Annotated in this window: 15 protein-coding genes; 4 read left to right on the forward strand and 11 right to left on the reverse strand. The window is 67.7% G+C overall.

What is annotated here, in order from left to right; genetic code table 11:
• Positions 1 to 76 precede the first annotated feature (76 nt).
• Positions 77 to 784, forward strand: a complete 708-nt coding sequence (locus NR810_RS07205) for a glutamine amidotransferase-related protein (protein ID WP_257449375.1) — start codon at positions 77 to 79, stop codon at positions 782 to 784.
• Positions 785 to 805: 21 nt separating this feature from the next.
• A complete protein-coding gene (locus tag NR810_RS07210; RefSeq protein WP_257449377.1) occupies positions 806 to 1,762 on the forward strand; it encodes an aldo/keto reductase in 957 nt (318 codons plus the stop codon).
• A gap of 18 nt (positions 1,763 to 1,780) precedes the next feature.
• On the opposite strand, the gene nth is transcribed toward NR810_RS07210, so the two are convergent.
• From nth to NR810_RS07225, 3 genes are all read right to left on the reverse strand, one after another.
• Positions 1,781 to 2,416, reverse strand: a complete 636-nt coding sequence (nth, locus tag NR810_RS07215; protein WP_257449379.1) for an endonuclease III — start codon at positions 2,414 to 2,416, stop codon at positions 1,781 to 1,783.
• Between the two features lie 103 nt (positions 2,417 to 2,519).
• The gene (locus NR810_RS07220; RefSeq protein ID WP_257449381.1) at positions 2,520 to 4,352 is read right to left on the reverse strand and encodes a choice-of-anchor C family protein; all 1,833 of its coding nucleotides are present in this window, start codon (positions 4,350 to 4,352) and stop codon (positions 2,520 to 2,522) included.
• Positions 4,353 to 4,439: 87 nt separating this feature from the next.
• A complete protein-coding gene (locus NR810_RS07225; RefSeq protein ID WP_257449383.1) occupies positions 4,440 to 5,228 on the reverse strand; it encodes a crotonase/enoyl-CoA hydratase family protein in 789 nt (262 codons plus the stop codon).
• Positions 5,229 to 5,413: 185 nt separating this feature from the next.
• On the opposite strand from NR810_RS07225, the gene NR810_RS07230 reads away from it, so the two are divergent.
• Positions 5,414 to 7,630 (forward strand): M3 family metallopeptidase, encoded by a 2,217-nt coding sequence (locus NR810_RS07230; protein WP_257449385.1) that lies wholly within the window; start codon positions 5,414 to 5,416, stop codon positions 7,628 to 7,630.
• 75 nt (positions 7,631 to 7,705) lie between these two features.
• Here the strand turns inward: NR810_RS07230 and NR810_RS07235 are convergent, their stop codons facing one another.
• On the reverse strand, positions 7,706 to 8,119 hold the full coding sequence (locus tag NR810_RS07235; protein ID WP_257449388.1) for a group I truncated hemoglobin: 414 nt from the start codon (positions 8,117 to 8,119) through the stop codon (positions 7,706 to 7,708).
• Positions 8,120 to 8,310: 191 nt separating this feature from the next.
• Between NR810_RS07235 and NR810_RS07240 the strand changes: the two genes are divergently transcribed.
• The gene (locus NR810_RS07240) at positions 8,311 to 9,132 is read left to right on the forward strand and encodes an SDR family oxidoreductase (protein WP_257449390.1); all 822 of its coding nucleotides are present in this window, start codon (positions 8,311 to 8,313) and stop codon (positions 9,130 to 9,132) included.
• A 25-nt stretch (positions 9,133 to 9,157) separates the two neighbouring features.
• On the opposite strand, the gene NR810_RS07245 is transcribed toward NR810_RS07240, so the two are convergent.
• Genes NR810_RS07245 through NR810_RS07275 form a run of 7 tightly spaced genes read right to left on the reverse strand, consistent with a single transcriptional unit; the run spans position 9,158 to position 14,840 of the window.
• A complete protein-coding gene (locus tag NR810_RS07245) occupies positions 9,158 to 10,090 on the reverse strand; it encodes a DUF4448 domain-containing protein (protein ID WP_257449392.1) in 933 nt (310 codons plus the stop codon).
• Positions 10,091 to 10,124: 34 nt separating this feature from the next.
• Complete coding sequence (locus NR810_RS07250; protein ID WP_257449394.1) at positions 10,125 to 10,307, reverse strand: hypothetical protein; 183 nt, start codon at positions 10,305 to 10,307, stop codon at positions 10,125 to 10,127.
• Positions 10,304 to 10,522 carry a hypothetical protein gene (locus NR810_RS07255; protein ID WP_257449396.1) on the reverse strand — a complete coding sequence of 73 codons (219 nt, stop codon included), beginning with the start codon at positions 10,520 to 10,522 and terminating at the stop codon, positions 10,304 to 10,306. The genes NR810_RS07250 and NR810_RS07255 overlap by 4 nt, the downstream gene beginning before the upstream one ends.
• Positions 10,519 to 11,394: a hypothetical protein gene (locus NR810_RS07260; protein ID WP_257449397.1), complete on the reverse strand. Its 876-nt coding sequence runs from the start codon at positions 11,392 to 11,394 to the stop codon at positions 10,519 to 10,521. The genes NR810_RS07255 and NR810_RS07260 overlap by 4 nt, the downstream gene beginning before the upstream one ends.
• Before the next feature lies 1 nt (position 11,395).
• Positions 11,396 to 12,517 carry a hypothetical protein gene (locus NR810_RS07265; protein WP_257449398.1) on the reverse strand — a complete coding sequence of 374 codons (1,122 nt, stop codon included), beginning with the start codon at positions 12,515 to 12,517 and terminating at the stop codon, positions 11,396 to 11,398.
• The gene (locus NR810_RS07270; protein ID WP_257449399.1) at positions 12,514 to 14,040 is read right to left on the reverse strand and encodes a TadE/TadG family type IV pilus assembly protein; all 1,527 of its coding nucleotides are present in this window, start codon (positions 14,038 to 14,040) and stop codon (positions 12,514 to 12,516) included. Before NR810_RS07270 ends, NR810_RS07265 begins: the two co-directional genes overlap by 4 nt.
• On the reverse strand, positions 14,037 to 14,840 hold the full coding sequence (locus tag NR810_RS07275; protein WP_306817976.1) for a TadE/TadG family type IV pilus assembly protein: 804 nt from the start codon (positions 14,838 to 14,840) through the stop codon (positions 14,037 to 14,039). Before NR810_RS07275 ends, NR810_RS07270 begins: the two co-directional genes overlap by 4 nt.
• Positions 14,841 to 14,854 lie beyond the last annotated feature (14 nt).

Below are 14,854 nucleotides of genomic sequence, written 5' to 3' on the forward strand. Positions count from 1 at the left end.
GTCATACCGCACATCGGTGTGTGGCTCCGAGCCCCCCGGGGGTAGGCTAGGCGCGGACTCCGTCCCAGGAGGCGCCATGCGCGCGGTGGTGATGCAGCACGAGGAACACGAGGGCCCGGGACTGCTCGCTCCCGCCCTGGAGGCGGCGGGCTTCACGCTGGTGAAGCGCTTCCGCACCGTGAAGCGTGAGGACGTGGACGCGGAGCTGGTGGTGGTGCTCGGGGGCCCCATGGGCGTCTACGAGGCGGAGCGCCACCCCTTCCTGGGCGAGGAGCTGGCGTTGCTCACCGAGCGGCTCGCGCTCGGGCTGCCGGTGCTCGGCATCTGCCTGGGCGCGCAGCTCCTGGCGGCCGCGGCCGGCTCCGAGGTCTTCGTCGGCAAGAACGGGCTGGAGGTGGGGGTGGCGCCCGTGCGCTGGACGAAGGAGGGTCTGGCCGATCCGGTCCTCGCCGGTGTGCGTCCGCGCACCACCGTGGCCCATTGGCACCAGGACACCTTCAAGCCCGTGCAGGGGGCCACGCTCCTGGCCTCGACGGATCGTTACTCGCAGCAGGCCTTCCGGCTCGGCGACTCGTACGGGTTCCAGTTCCACCTGGAGCTCACCGCGGACGAGCTGGATCGCTGGTTCACCGAGGGGGCGGAGGAGCTGGTCGAGCTGTACGAGAAGGACCTGGACGAGCTGCGCTCCCAGCTGCCCAAGCTGCGCGCGGCCGAGCCCGAGGCCCGTGAAATCCTCGAGCGGCTCGCCCACCACTTCGCCCGGGTGGCCCGCGCCAACAAGTGAAACAAGGAGAGGCACGCACCTATGGAGAAGCGGCAACTCGGTAATTCGGATCTTCACATCACGCCGATTGGCTTCGGCGCCTGGGCCATTGGTGGCGGGGACTGGGCCTTCGCCTGGGGGCCGCAGGATGACGAGCAGTCCATCCGCGCCATCCACCGCTCGCTCGAGCGCGGCATCAACTGGATCGACACCGCCGCCGTGTACGGGCTCGGCCACTCGGAGGAGGTCGTCGCGCGCGCCCTGAAGGGCCGCTCGAGCAAGCCGTACATCTTCACCAAGTGCGGCCTCGTCTGGGACTCGAACCGGCAGGTCCGCAACGACATCAGCGCGGACTCCATCCGGCGCGAGTGCGAGGCGAGCCTGCGCCGGCTCCAGGTGGACACCATCGACCTCTACCAGATCCACTGGCCGCTCGAGGGCGACTCCCTCAAGGGCATCGAGGAGGGCTGGAAGGCCATGGCCGAGCTGCAGCGCCAGGGCAAGGTCCGGTGGATCGCCGTCTCCAACTTCAACGTGAAGCAGATGGAGCTGGCGCACGGCATCGCGCCCATCACCTCGCTGCAGCCACCGTACTCGCTCATCCACCGGGACATCGAGAAGGAGATCCTCCCGTACTGCGAGCGGCAGCGCATCGGCGTCATCGTGTACTCGCCCATGGCGTCGGGCCTGCTGACGGGGGCGATGACGCGCGAGCGCATCGCGAAGTTCCCCCAGGATGACTGGCGGCGGCGCAGCTCGGACTTCCAGGAGCCCAAGCTGTCCAAGCACCTGGCGCTGGTGGAGAAGCTGAGGGAGATCGGCGCGCGGCACGGGCATGCGCCCACCGACGTCGCCATCGCGTGGACGCTGCGGCATTCGGCCGTCACCGGCGCCATCGTGGGAGCCCGCAGCGCCGAGCAGGTGGACGGCTTCATCGGCGCCATGGACTTCCGGCTCTCGCCCTCCGAGCAGAAGGAGATCGAGGACTTCCTCCGCTGAGCCGCCGGGGTGCGGCGCCTACTCGAGCCCGATCTTCGGGCAGATGTCGTTGACGGGGCAGGCGTCGCACTTGGGCTTGCGGGCCGTGCAGGTGTAACGGCCGTGCAACACGGTGGCGGGCCCGAAGAAGGTCCACGCGTCCTGGGGGACCAGCTTCATGAGATCCTTCTCGATCTCCTCGCCCTTCTCCTTCTTGGTGAGGCCCATGCGCTGGCTGACCCGGGCCACGTGCGTGTCGACGATGATGCCCGAGGGGAGGTTGAACGCGGTGTTGAGCACCACGTTGGCCGTCTTGCGGGCCACGCCGGGGAGGGTGATCAGCTCCTCGATCGTCTTGGGCACCTCACCCCGGAAGTTCTCGAGCAGTGCGCGGCTCATGGCCTGGACGGATTTGGTCTTCTGCTTGAAGAAGCCGGTGGGCTTGAGGTCCTCCTCGAGCCCGGCGGTGTCGGCGTCGGCGAAGGCCTGGGGGCCGCGGTACTTCTGGAAGAGGGTGGCGGTCACCCGGTTGACGCGCTCGTCGGTGCACTGCGCGGCCAGGATGGTGGCGACGAGCAGTTCGAAGGGCGTGCTCCAGTTGAGCTCGTAGCGGGCATCGGGGTGGGCCTCGCGCAGGCGGGCGAGGAGCTTCTTGGCGGTCTGGGCAGCGGTCATGGTGGAAGGCGGAGAGGGTCGGTTCGTGCGCCGGGTCTACCGGGCAGGTCACTCAGTCTTAACACGCACGGCCGACATTCCTCTCCGCGCTTCATCGGGAATTTCAGTAGCCCGGAGGCAGGAGTCTCACGGCCACGTTGTCGATCGCCGGGCCGCCACACGAGTCATTCCCGCTCTCGAAGGTGACGGTGGTCGTCGAGCCGGTCGCCGTGAACAGCACCGCCTGGGGTCGCCAGCGCAGACCCGTGAAGTCATCCGCGTAGGGCGCCGTGTCGTACGTGTAGGACTCGAACACGCTTCCCACGGTGATCGCCATGAACTTGAGATCCGCGCCGCAGACGATGGCCGGGTTGCCGGCGAGATCGAAGGTCAGCAGGTACGTGCGTCCGGGCGTCGTGGGGAAGGTCTGCGCGAGAGCCCCCCTCGTGCTGCCACTCAGGTCGACGTCGCGCCGGCCATCCGAGGCGCCTAGCGACGAGCCATCATGCCAGTCCACGTTTCCGAGCGTGACGACCCAGCCCCCGGGAATGGTCTCCCCCACCTCCAGGGTCTTCCAGAGTTCGGGAGGGCCGTCGTAGCCGGACTCGAAGCTCCCGTTCTGGATGAGGTTGGGCGTGGACGGCTCGAAATAGCGGGTGAAGGTCGTCTCGCGGTGCACGTCCGTGTCGTGATCCACCCGCGAGCCCACGACGAGGAAGGGGCGCTCCTCGGGAGAGCTCGCCCTCGCGTAGACGCTCAGGAAGCGCGAGCCTCCATAGGCCACGTCCGGGTTGAAGTCGGCATCCCGGCCGGGGGAGGAGATCTGGAAGCCGCTGGGATCCCTCGACTCGCCATCCTCGGTGATCCGCGCCCCCCGGATGGAAGAGGTGCCCTCGCTCAGGCTCCTCCAGACGACCAGCGACTTGGAGTTGTGGTGGGCCACGGCCGGAGCGCTCTCCGCGGCGGACGAGGTGGCGATGGGCAGCCCCTCCGGATCATCCACCCGTGTGTCCCGGCGCACGCGAGCGCCGAAGATGTCGGAGCCCCCGCCGCGACGATCCTCCCAGACGGTGAGGAAGCGGCGTCCCGTCCAGGTCACGTCCGGGTCGATCTGCGCTCCCGGGGCGGTGGAGATGGGGAAGCCCAGCGGCGCGGTCACCGAGCCGTCCGCCGCGACCCGCGCACCATAGATGTCGGGCGTCTCCAACCCTCCGCGTGAGTCCGACCAGACGACCAGGAACTCCCTGCCATTCCACGCCACCGAGGAGTCGAACGCGTACCCACGCGGATCGCCCAGGAAGTGGAATCTCTCTTCGCCGTCCTCCTCGATGACCGTGCCATCGGGCAGGACGCCTCTGAGGTAGATGAGGGACTGGTCATCACCCGTGACCGTGAAGCTCACCAGACACAGCTCCCTGGAGCAGGCGATGCCCACCGGCTCGAAGACCTCGCCAGAGGTGATGACGTTGAACACCGGGCCGAGCACGGTGCCATCCGGGCTCACGCGCACGCCGGAGACGCCATCCGCCTCCCAGACGACCACGAAGTTCTCGCCGTCATAGGCGATGGAGGGGGTTCCGCCTGGAATCTCGTCACTGATGTTGATGCGGAAGCCCACCGGATCGAGCAGGGTGCCATCCGGCCTCATGCGCGAGCCGTAGACAGCGCCCTCGCGTACGTCCTCCCAGACCACCAGGTACTTGCCACCACCGTACCCCACGGCCGGTCCACTCGTCGCCAGCGTCCGGGGAAGGGTGGGCATTCCGCGTGACCCGGAGCCTCCCTTCGCGGCGAGCCCCTCGGGTGAGGAGGTCTCATCCACCGCGTTCTCCTCGACAGTTGACCCGTTCTCCGGCGCGTCGCCTTCGGGTACGGGGCCGCAGGCCGTCACCAACGCCCCGAGCAACACACTCCCACACCACGCCCTGAACGGCGTCCGCTTCTTCCAGTCTTTCATGTACGCCCCCCTCGATTACGGCGCCGACAAGCTCTGCCTCGCGTGGGGCAACGGCAATCGCACCGCGAGGCGAGCCGGGGAGGGGACTCAGCGGCCCGTGAAGCGGGCCTCGCGGCGCTCGATGAACGAGCGGACACCCTCCTGGGCATCCTCGCTGGCGGAGACCTCGAGCAGCTTGGGCAGCAGGGCGCGCCGGGCGGCCTCGGGGCCCTCGAGCAGCGTCTGGCGCGCCGAGGCGAGCGTGGCCCTCACGCCCAGGGGCGCCTGCTTCGCCACCGTCTCCGCGAGGGCGAGGGCCCGCTCCCGCTGGAGGCCACGCGCGACGACCTCCTGGACGAGCCCGATGCGGTGGGCCTCCTTCGCGTCGAACTCGTCGCCGGTGAGCAGCCAGCGCATGGCGTTGCCCCAGCCGGCCACCTGCGGGAAGCGCAGGGTGGCGCCACCGAACGGGAAGATGCCGCGCTTGATCTCGATCTGCCCGAAGCGCGTGTCCTCGGAGGCCACGGCGATGTCCGCCGCCAGGATGAGCTCGATGCCGAGCGTGTAGCACGTGCCCTGCACCGCGACGATGAGCGGCTTCGTCCGCACCTCGCCCTGGATGGCCCACGGGTCGATGATTCCCTCGGGGAAGATCCGCTCCCCGCGCGCCACGGCGGGTCCCACGCTGGCCAGATCCAACCCGGCCGAGAAGTGCTCGCCCTCGGCGAGCACCACCATGCAGCGCACGTCGGGGTGCCGGTCCGCCTCGGTCATCGCCGTGCCGAAGGCCCGGAGCATCCCGATATCGAAAGCATTGCGCTTGTCGGGGCGGTTGACGCCGATCAGCGCGAGCGTTCCGCGAATTTCGAGTGTGATGCGGGAATCGGTCGGATTCATGATTGTTCCCAGGGAGAGGGGAGGGCCGACATCTTCTCCCGGACCGGGCCGCCGGGCGAGCAGACATGCTCGTGGAAGCCTGGAGATTCATTCATTCAACAGGATTCCTCCGCTCGACTCCCAGCCCGTTCCCGTTAGGCTCCGCCCCCGCTTCACCGTCCATCCCGACTGGAGACATTCCTCACATGCGTAAGCTTCTCTTCGCCGGCGCGGGCGCGGCCGCGATCGTGTCCGCCGCCTGCGCGACGACCCACCAGGAGGTCCGAGTGGCATCCGATGACCAGCCCGCCGCGGCCGCCGCCTCGACTCCCGCGGCCGCCCCGGTGCAGAACCCGCTGTTGGCCAAATGGACCGGCCCGTACGGCGGAGTGCCGGCCTTCGACAAGGCCAGGCTCGAGCACTTCAAGCCCGCGCTCGAGGCCTCGATGGAGGAGAACCGCCGGGAGGTCGCCGCGATCGCCAACAACCCGGAGGCCCCCACCTTCGAGAACACCATCGCCGCGGTGGAGGACACCGGGCGCACCCTGGGCGACGTGGGCACGGTCTTCGGCATCTGGAGCTCGGCGATGAACGGGCCGGAGTTCCAGGCCATCGAGCGGGAGATGGCGCCCAAGCTGTCCGCCTTCTCCGACGAGATCACCCAGAACGAGAAGCTCTTCAAGCGCATCGAGGCCGTCTACAACTCGCCCGAGAAGGCGAAGCTGACGCCCGAGCAGCAGCGCCTGACGTGGCTCGTCTACACCAACTTCGTCCGCTCGGGCGCGAAGCTCGACGAGGCGGCCAAGAAGCGCCTGGTGGACCTCAACCAGCGCCTCGCCTCGCTCTACACGGACTTCGGCCAGAACGTGCTGGCCGACGAGGAGAACTACGTCGTCGTCCTCGAGTCGGAGGCGGACCTGGCCGGACTGCCCGACTCCGTGCGCGCGGGTGCCGCCGCCGCGGCCGAGTCGCGCGGCATGAAGGGCAAGTGGGTCATCACCAACACGCGCTCCTCCATGGAGCCGTTCCTGACCTACTCGTCCCGGAGGGAGCTGCGGGAGAAGGTCTGGCGCAACTACGTCAACCGCGGCGACAACGGCGACGCGCGTGACAACAACAAGATCATCTCCGAGATCCTCCAGCTGCGCGCCGAGCGCGCGAAGCTCCTGGGCTACCCGACCCATGCCCACTGGCGGCTCGAGAACACCATGGCCCGCACGCCCGAGCGCGCCATGCAGCTGATGGAGGCGGTCTGGACTCCGGCCGTGGCCCGCGCGCACGAGGAGGTCGCCGACATGCAGGCGGTGGCCAACAAGGAAGGCGCGAAGCTGAAGATCGAGCCCTGGGACTACCGCTACTACGCGGAGAAGGTCCGCAAGGCGAAGTACGACCTGGATGAGAACGAGGTGAAGCCGTACCTGCAGCTGGAGAAGCTGCGCGAGGGCATGTTCTGGGTCGCCGGTGAGCTGTTCGGCTTCTCGTTCACGCCGGTGGAGGGCCTGCCCGTGTACCACCCCGACGTGCGCGTCTGGGAGGTGAAGGACCGGACCAGCGGCAAGCACGTGGGCCTGTGGTACTTCGATCCGTACGCGCGGCCCGGCAAGCGCTCGGGCGCGTGGATGAACGCGTACCGCAACCAGGAGCGGTTCCGGGGCGAGGTCACCACGATCGTCTCCAACAACGCCAACTTCGTGAAGGGCAAGCCGGGCGAGGCGCTGCTCATCAGCTGGACCGACGCGGAGACCCTGTTCCACGAGTTCGGCCACGCCCTGCACGGCCTGAGCTCCAACGTGACGTACCCGACGCTCTCGGGCACGTCGGTGGCGCGCGACTACGTGGAGTTCCCCTCGCAGCTGCTGGAGCACTGGCTCTCCACCCCCGAGGTGCTCAACAAGTACGCGCTGCACTACCAGACGGGCAAGCCCATCCCCCAGGAGCTGGTGGCGAAGATCAAGAAGGCGGACACCTTCAACCAGGGCTTCGGCACGGTGGAGTACCTGTCGGCCGCGCTGGTGGACATGAAGCTGCACCTGGCGGGCGACAAGAAGATCGATCCGGACGCCTTCGAGCGCGACACGCTGACGGCGCTCGGCATGCCGAAGGAGATCGTCATGCGGCACCGCACGCCGCAGTTCACCCACGTGTTCGCGGGTGACGGCTACTCGGCGGGCTACTACAGCTACCTGTGGTCGGACACGCTCACGGCGGATGCCTTCGAGACCTTCACCGAGGGCAAGGGTCCCTACGACGCGGCGGTGGCCGAGCGTCTCCGCAAGAACGTCTTCTCGGTGGGCAACACGGTGGATCCGGCGGACGGCTACCGCGCCTTCCGTGGCCGCGAGGCCGGCATCAACGCCCTGATGCGCAAGCGCGGCTTCCCGGTCCCGGGTTCCGCCGGGACGAAGCAGCCGGCGAAGAAGTGAGTCCTCGCCGTTGAGCAGGGCCGGGGCCGGAAACCGTCGAGCGATCGCGGCTTCCGGCCTCGGGGAACGAGGGGCTCAGCTGGCCTTGGCCACCGGGCCCTCCACCACGATGTCCGGGCGGGTGCTGCCGACGATGGCGAAGAGCTCCTGCTGCTCGGCGGCCGGGACGTTGTACTGGTCCAGCACGGCCTTGAAGTGGGCGGCGAACACGTCCCACTCGGCGGGCGTGATGTTCAGGTGCTTGTGCGAGTCCATCATCGTGCGCCCCGTGTAGCGCTGGGGTCCGCCCGTCACCTGGCCCACCATCTCCGTCACCAGGTACTTGAAGCCGGCCTTCGACACGCGGTGGTGCGCCTCGTCCACCAGCGGGTTCGCGTTGAGGGTGGGGTCGACCATGATGCGGTCGATGAAGGTGTCCACGACCGCGGCGATGGCATAGATGCCCCCCAGCCGCTCGTACAACGAGGGCTTCTTCGATTCAGTGCTCATCTCGGCTCCATGATGGAGACCCGCGGGCGAATCCCCGGGACTCTCCGGACCGGGAGCTTAGGGCAGCCGGGTGCCTGGAGACGACGCCAGGGGGGAGCCGGGCCCTCCGCTGGATGCCCGCCTCGCGCCCGAGCCGCTGGCCATCCCCACCGGGACGCAGTACGGAAGGGGGGAGGGAGAAAGGACCCGCTATGAGCACTCTGAAGGGGAAGACCCTGTTCATCACCGGCGCGAGCCGGGGTATCGGTCTGGCCATCGCGAAGCGCGCGGCCCGGGACGGAGCCAACGTCGTCATCGCCGCGAAGACGGCCGAGCCCCACCCCAAGCTGCCCGGCACCATCTTCACGGCCGCCGAGGAGATCGAGCGCGAGGGTGGCAAGGCGCTGGCGCTGATGGTGGACATCCGCTTCGAGGAGCAGATCCGCGACGCCGTGAAGCAGGCGGTGGAGCGCTTCGGCGGCATCGACATCCTCGTGAACAACGCCAGCGCCATCAGCCTGACGGGCACGCTGGAGACGCCGATGAAGAAGTTCGACCTGATGTTCGGCGTCAACGTGCGGGGCACCTACGCCACCACCCAGGCCTGTCTGCCCGAGCTGCTCAAGGCGAAGAACCCGCACGTCCTCACGCTCTCGCCGCCGCTCAACATGAAGCCCAGGTGGTTCCAGAACCACGTGGCCTACACCATGGCCAAGTACGGCATGAGCATGTGCGTGCTCGGCATGGCCGAGGAGTTCCGTGAGCAGGGCGTGGCCTTCAACGCGCTCTGGCCCCGCACCGTCATCGCCACCGCCGCCATCAACATGATCGGCGGCGAGGAGATGATGCAGGCCAGCCGCACCCCGGAGATCATGGCCGACGCGGCCCACGCCATCCTCACCCGGGACAGCCGCTCCTGCACCGGCCACTTCTTCATCGACGAGGACCTGCTACGCGAGGCCGGGGTGACGGACTTCGCGAAGTACCTGGTGAAGCCCGGCACGCAGCCGCTGCCGGACTTCTTCCTGGACTGAGCGTCACGCGAATCGGGGGCGCGGCTCACTCCACGAGGCGCGCCACCTGGCTCCAGTCGTACTGCTCGTAGGCCCTCGCCAACTGGGTGAACGGATCCAACGGGTGCTGCTGGTAGTAGCGCTCGTCCTGGGTCTTGTGCGAGGCGTGCCCCATGTAGACGATGACCAGCTGGATGGCGTCCGGCTTCTTGGGATCGAAGTACTTCGAGTTCCAGGTGATGTAGTAGGTGGCGTTGGGGCCCTCGCAGTTGCCCACGATCTCCGTGCGCTTCCTCGCCACGCACGCGGGCTTGTCGCCAGCGCCGCCCGTGAGCTGCGCCGCTTGCTTCTTCGCCTCCGCGGCGTCCGAGCCCCCCTCACGCACCAGCCGGGCCAGGTACTCGCTGACGGTGACGCGGCGCCACGGATGCCGGTCCTTGGCGGTGATGAGCAGGAAGGGCGTCTCCCCACCGACCCGGTAGACGGGCAGTCCCTGGTGATCCTTCACGCGCGTGGGCTCGTAGTACAGGTTGTCGGGAATCGAGGTATCGAACGAGAGCCGCGACAGGGCGTTCACGCGGATCTCCAGCAGGCTGCCCTCGCCCACGCCCTGGTAGCGGCCCGTCTTCTTGTCCACGATGGTCTCGCGGTCGTTCTTGTAGATGGGCTTGAGCAGCAGCGACACGCTGGCCTTCGTCACCTTCAGCTTGGAGTTCGGCTCGATGGTGACGCTCGGATGCGCGCTGGCCCCCTTCAGGTCGGCCAGCTGCGGGGTGCGCAGCAGTCCCTCCAGCACGCCCATCACCTTGCGCTCCAGCTCGGGGGCGCGCTTCTGGACCGTCAGCAGGGGCTTGTGCGAGATGCCGGGCACGGCATCCGGCTCCGCCGCTCCCGCGGGGAGCGTGGTCGCCACGGACAGCACCGTGGCCCACGCGAGGATGGAACGCCGGGAGGAGGAAGCCACACGTCTCGGGTGCATGGGTTTTTCCCTCTTGCCCCCGTGGGTACCTCACTCAAGGCACGGGGGACTGGATGATGTAGTAGAGCGACTGGAAGTACCGGTGCAGGGCGTTGATCAGCTGGGTGAGGAACGGCCAACCCAGCACGGTAAATCCCAGGAACGCCGCCGCGACCACAACGTACTCCACCATCGACTGGCCGCGAGGGGCTCGCTTCAGGAGGCTGGTTCTTCTCATTTCTTGCACTCCTCGGTGCACACCTTCTCCTCGTCCTTGCAGGCCTTGGTGCACTTGTCCGCGCCACTGCCCGCGTGCTTCTTGCAGATGTCCTCACACACCTTCGTGTCCTTCTGGCACCGCTTCTGGCACTCCGCGGGACGCTCCGCCGCGGCGGGGTGCGCGAGGAACAGGGCGGCCAGCAGCATCAGGGGCTTCCACAGGTTCGTCTTCATCTCGTCTTCTCCGGGGCCTCCCCTTGGGGGGCCTCCATCAAGCGCTCGGTGAGCGACAGGTAGATCATCACCTCGGGGGAGGGCGGCTGGCGGCGCAGCATCACCATCCCGCGTACCTCGCCGCGGCGCACTTCCAACTGCACGCTGGAGTCGTCGGGAGGGCTCACCTTCTGCACCCGCCAGCCCCGCTCGATGAGGGCCTTGCTGAAGAACTCCGTGACCTCCGGCACCGTGCCATCCGGCACCCGCGCGGAGACAGTGTACTGCGTGCCGCCCTCGAGCTTGAAGGTGAGCGCCGCGGCATCCTCGGCATCCAGCGGCAGGGGAATCCACTCCGGCACCTTCGGCGGGCCCTCCAGCATGCGCGTCATCCGTCCGGACGACACGAACACCAGCGTCTCCCCGCCCTGCGCCAGCACCGACACCAGGTGGACGTCCTCGGAGGCCGGGCTCCAGTAGCCCACGTAGCCAGCGTGCTCGCTGTAGCGCTCGCCCACGGTGGGCAACCCCGCGTCCAGCAGCGTGCTGTTGTAGTGCGCCAGCACCTGGTCCGGCGTGTCCTCGGTGGAGAACCACGCCACGGCGATGGGCACGTCGGGGCCCAGGTAGTCCGCCGCGAGCACCTCCGGGCGGCTCCCGCGAGGGTAGGGCGGGAAGTGCGACAGCGCCCGCTGGAGGATCTCCTCCTGCTCGGGCGTGCGCGTGCGCCGCGCGGGCTGCGTGAGCATGTCGTCCGGCGTCACTTGATCCATCACGTCCGCCGGGGCCTCGTACACGAGACGCTCCCAGCTGAAGCCGATCAGCCCGCCGACGACCGCCATCGAGAACAGCAGCGCCGCGGCGCGAACCGCCGGCCGCGGCTCGCCCGCCATTTCAGCACTCCTCCGCGTTCTTGCAGCCCATGTAGTACCCGCCCCGCGCCTGGTGCGTCTTCTGGGTGCGGTCCTGGTCCCAGTCACGCCACTCGGAGTTGAAGTAGTTCTGGTTGCCGCCCTTGCCCTGGTCGATCTTCTGGGTGGGGGCCCCATTCGTCGGGTGGATGGAGATGTTGGGCTGGCGCGGATCGTCGGCGTTCATCGTCTCGGGATTCGAGTTGCCGGGGGACGACAGCGAGCCCACGAGGCCCGGGTTGAGCAGCGAGCCCGAGGCCGAGGAGAAGAAGGAGGAGGCCGACGCGGTCATCTGCGTGAAGCCGACGTTCGCGTTGTTCTGGTAGATGTTCGCCACCCGCGCGTACATGTCGCCCGAGCGCTTCTCGCCCGGGTCGAGGTCCGCCGGCTCCGTCAGCGCCCAGGTGTCGGTGATGATGGCCAGGCGCTGCTCCTTGATGAAGTAGGCGTTGCCGTCCTTGCCGCCCGTACCCTGCTTCGCGTTGTCGTGGATGCTGGTGCCCTGCCACTGATCCTTGGTGAGGTTCACCTTGCCGTGGTCATCGGAGAACTCGGGGAGGAAGCTCTTGGGCAGCAGGTAGTTCTCCACCACCAGCCGTGCCGAGCACCTGTAGAGACCGCCCTGGGTGAACTGGCCGTGGTAGTCGTTGAACAGCGTGTCCGCGTTGACGGAGCCGGCGCCCTTCTCCGGGCCCGTGCACGTCACCTGCTTGGCGTTGGGGTTGATCCAGCACTGGTGCGCCGCCAGCGAGTCGTGGTGATCCTCTCCCTCGCAGTCGGCGTACGAGTTGAAGGCATTGCCATTCGCGTCCGTGCCCGAAGCCCTCGCGTCGTAGCGATCCCTGCCGGACTCGTGATCGCAGTACATCAGGCGGGCATGGTGCTGGACGGTGGTGGGGTCGCCCTGCTTGACGTAGTCCTGCACGGTGAGATCCCACACCGTGGAGAGGGCGGCCTCCTGCTGGTCCAGGGAGTAGCGCAGCAGGTCATCCAGGAAGATGGAGTAGAGGAAGACGGGGATGATGACCAGCATGCACAGGGCCATCTCCACCGAGGCGGCACCGCGGGCGGAGGGCCCGCGCCGGGAAGCAAGAACCTGTCTCATAGCGACAACCCTCCGGCGGACTGGACCAGCTGTGCGGCATCCGTGTTGTTGGCGGCGGTGAGCACCTTGCGTGCCTCGGCCTGGGTGAAGGGGTGCAACTTGGCGCGCCAGTACGGGTTGAAGAGGTTGGGAGGCTCGTTCCAGCCGTTCTGCCCGAGGCGGTGGTAGTAGACGAGCGCCCTGGAGAGGGCCGCCGCCTGGCCCGCGGCGAGGGTAATGCTGGCGGAGGAGTCGCCGTTCTCGAAGTTGACGGTGGCGGAGCTGTTGAGCTCCCAGGGGGCCTTGACCGCGTCACCCACCCGGAGGTCGTCGGTGACGTAGCTGTAGGCGCTCGGCTGGCCGAAGTCGTTGTCCTTCTGCTCGTCGGCGCGGAACTTCATGAAGCAGTTGCCGGACATGATGCAGGTGGTGAGCCCCTTGGTGTTGACGCCCTCGAACTGGTGGCTGCCGGAGTGGGCGCCGCCCGGCTTGTGGTTGCCGCTGCCGCTGTCGCTCGACACGCTCGCCTCGTAGGGCCAGACCATGGCGCCGTGCTTCCACTGGTTGGCCATGATGCCCGACTCCTCGGCGGCGATCATCTTGCCCTCGTTGCCGCCGCCCGAGCCGCCGCTCAGGCCACCGGAGGACTGCACCGTCTTGGCGGTGCCCTTGTGCACGGGGAGGGGGAAGTTGGTGCCCTCGCCGGGGATGTTGCGCACCTCGTTGAGGAAGCTGGGGTGGAGGTGGGTGGGCAGATTGCCGGTGAGGCCGCGGTTGGCGGGCCAGGTGGAGCGGGTGGCGTTGGCCACCTCGGTCATCACCTTCGCGCGCGTCTTCGTGTCCGAGCTGGCCACGCCGCCGGGGCAGGGCATGCCGTCCACCGCGCAGTTGAACTCATTGGCGTTGAGGGCGCCCACCGCGGACACCAGCGTGCTCGCCCCGGGCGCGTTGTAGTCCTTGAGCCCGCTCAGCCCGTAGGACTGGCCGTCCTTGAGCGCCTGCATGGTGTTCTTGTGCACCATGGACTGCGAGCCGTGGATGAAGTCCACCATCCGGTCCAGGCCCTTCACGGTCTGGGTGAACTTGCTGTCCAGGTTCTTGGCCTTGTTGTCGTAGTCGGAGGCGGCCTTGCTGTACTTGCCGGCGATCTTCAGGGCCTGCAGTCCGTGGACGCAGTGCATGAAGCAGCTCCAGCAGCCGCACTGCGCGAACTCCTGGGCCATGATCACGTAGAAGTTGTTGCGCCCGGCCCGCATGATGTCACCGGTCACGCTGGCCGCGGCCATGTACCCGTGCATGCTGTTGGACGCCACGTAGGTGGCGGCGATGGACCGGTTGCTGATGGCGTAGTAGTTGAGGGCGCGCGCCTCGACCACGGCCATGGAGTAGGCCAGCGAGTCGCTGTGCTGCTGCAGGCTCATCTTCTCGCGCAGCGCGTGGCTGAGGTTGAAGCTGAGCGTCATCATCAGCGCCAGCACCAGGAAGGACAGGGCTCCGAGTACGAGCGCCTGACCACGCGCACTGCGCCGGGAGCTTCTCTTCATGATTCGCTCCCTTTGACGAACGTGAAGATGCATTTGTTCTCCTCGGGCAGGCCGTTCTTGGTGAGGTAGAGGTTGGACTGCATCCGCATGGTGTAGGTGGCGCGGATGGGCATGATGTAGAGACCCTTCCGGGCCGCATCGGCATAGGGATCGCCCGAGAGTCCGGCTTTGCGCGCCAGCGAGCGCTCGGCGCCCTCCGGCTTGCCCATGCGCAGCAGCTCGGGCACTTCCCGGTTGCGGGCCGTGGCGTGGATGACCCAGTTGGCGAAGGGGATGGGCATCCGGTAGTTGAACGTCACCTGGATGCGCAGCTTGGTGCGCTGGCCCTTCTGCCACTCCTCGTAGCCGCCGGTGGAGAACTCCGGGTCGTCGAAGTCCACTTCCTTCGCGGAGCCGCTGAACTCTTTCTTCAGGGGGCCGCAGACGGTCACCTTGGCGAACTTCAGGTTCGCGTCCGGCATCTTGTTCGTCAGCACCCCGTTCCAGGACCACTTGGCCTTGAAGTCGGAGGCGCTGTTGATGGACTTGATGTACTCGCCACCGCCGCGATCCTGGCTCACCATCGGAAGCAGCACGGCCACCGCCGCGCGCTCCATCTTCTCCTCGTTGGCGTTGTGCAGTGCTCCCGCGCGCACGGCCTTGTAGGCGGCGTACTTCGTCATCAACCGCGCCTGGTGCATCAGCCCCAGTTGCAGGATGCCGAGAATGAGGAACACGAACAGCGGTAGGACGAAGGCCGATTCCACGGCGGCCTGTCCCGACTCACGCGCAGAGCGTGGCTTGTCTCCCATTGCACGCATATGTGGGCAATGTG

Source organism: Archangium lipolyticum (assembly GCF_024623785.1).
Lineage (GTDB): Bacteria > Myxococcota > Myxococcia > Myxococcales > Myxococcaceae > Archangium > Archangium lipolyticum.